The organism is Kocuria sp. CNJ-770 (assembly GCF_001942375.1).
In the GTDB taxonomy this organism is placed as follows: domain Bacteria; phylum Actinomycetota; class Actinomycetes; order Actinomycetales; family Micrococcaceae; genus Kocuria; species Kocuria oceani.
Genome location: NZ_MKJW01000131.1, coordinates 13119 through 14232, shown reverse-complemented (window position 1 = coordinate 14232; position 1114 = coordinate 13119). Strand labels below are relative to the sequence as shown.

At 67.2% G+C, this 1114-nt stretch carries 1 protein-coding gene and 1 pseudogene; both read left to right on the top strand.

Annotated features, from left to right (window positions below; all coding sequences use genetic code 11):
* Window positions 1-322, top strand: a pseudogene (locus tag BJF77_RS15880) (hypothetical protein); the annotation flags it as partial.
* The coding region (locus BJF77_RS15875) for a hypothetical protein (protein WP_075872782.1) at window positions 322-1114 on the top strand (793 nt) is incomplete at its 3' end. The pseudogene BJF77_RS15880 and the gene BJF77_RS15875, both read left to right, overlap by 1 nt.

The following is a 1114-nucleotide window of genomic DNA, read 5'->3' as shown; positions in this document are numbered from 1 at the left end:
CCCGGCGGGATTGGGCCATGACGTCACGGGCCTGTGGCTGGAGAAGGCTGAGCGGTCCTGGATTTTCCATGCGGCAGGGGAGAGCGAGCTGCTGCGCCGGCACGTGATCCTGCACGAGTACGGACACATCCTCCTCATGCACGGTGGATGCGAGCTGACGCTGGGAAACGCGTTTTCACACATCGGGGGCTCCCGACGAATCAAGACCCTTCTCGGGCGTTCCTCGACCTGGACGGCCCAGGAGATCGCGGCAGAGAACGCCGCCACGAGGTTGGCCGCCAGACTGACCCAGCAGGTGGATCCTCTGCTCGAGGCCTTCTGATGAGCCTCGGAGCGGTGTTGAGTCTGCTCAAAGCTCTGGCGTTCCTCTTCGCCGCCGTGGCAGTGGTCGTTCGTGTGCCACGAGTGGCGCGGCGACGCCGGTTGGACTTCGTCTGGGTGGGCACGGCGTTGGCGGCGCTGGCCTTCTCGGCCAACGGGGTCATGGTTCCCGAACGGACCGTGGATGCGTGGCTGGGCGGGGAGAACATCTTCCATTTGGTGCGCAACCTGCTCGCGCTCAGCGCCGTATGGTGCCTGCGGGCGGCCCTCGTCCAGTCCCTGCAACGCAGGCACTGGAGCCGGTCGCGGACATTGCGGGAGGCCGCCATAGGTAGCGCCTTGCTGCTGGGACTGACGGCAGCGTTCTTCTCGATCGACCGGGGCCCGACCTCGGGAGCGTTCATTCCGGACCACCTTGCCCAGGGCGGCACCCTGGTCTACACGCTGCTCATCATGGTGATGGGAGCCTGGAACGCCGCCGATGTTGCCCGTGTCGCCTTCCGGGAACTCACCCTGCGCCAGCATGGGCACGACCGCCTGCTGTGGCCGGGACTGCTCGGCCTGGGTGTGGGAGGTTCTCTGCTCGTGCTCGGCTGCACGCTCGAGGCCGGCTACGCGCTCCTCGGGTATTTCGGCACGTGGGATGCTGTAGCTGTGGCCCTGCGGGCCTCGTTCGGCCCGGTCTTCCTGCCCGGGGCCGTGCTGGTGTGCTTGGCCGTGGCGTGGCTGGGTCTCTACGCCCAAGGCCGGCGCCTGAAGATGGGTCTGCGCATGGACATCCTGAGGATCGCCC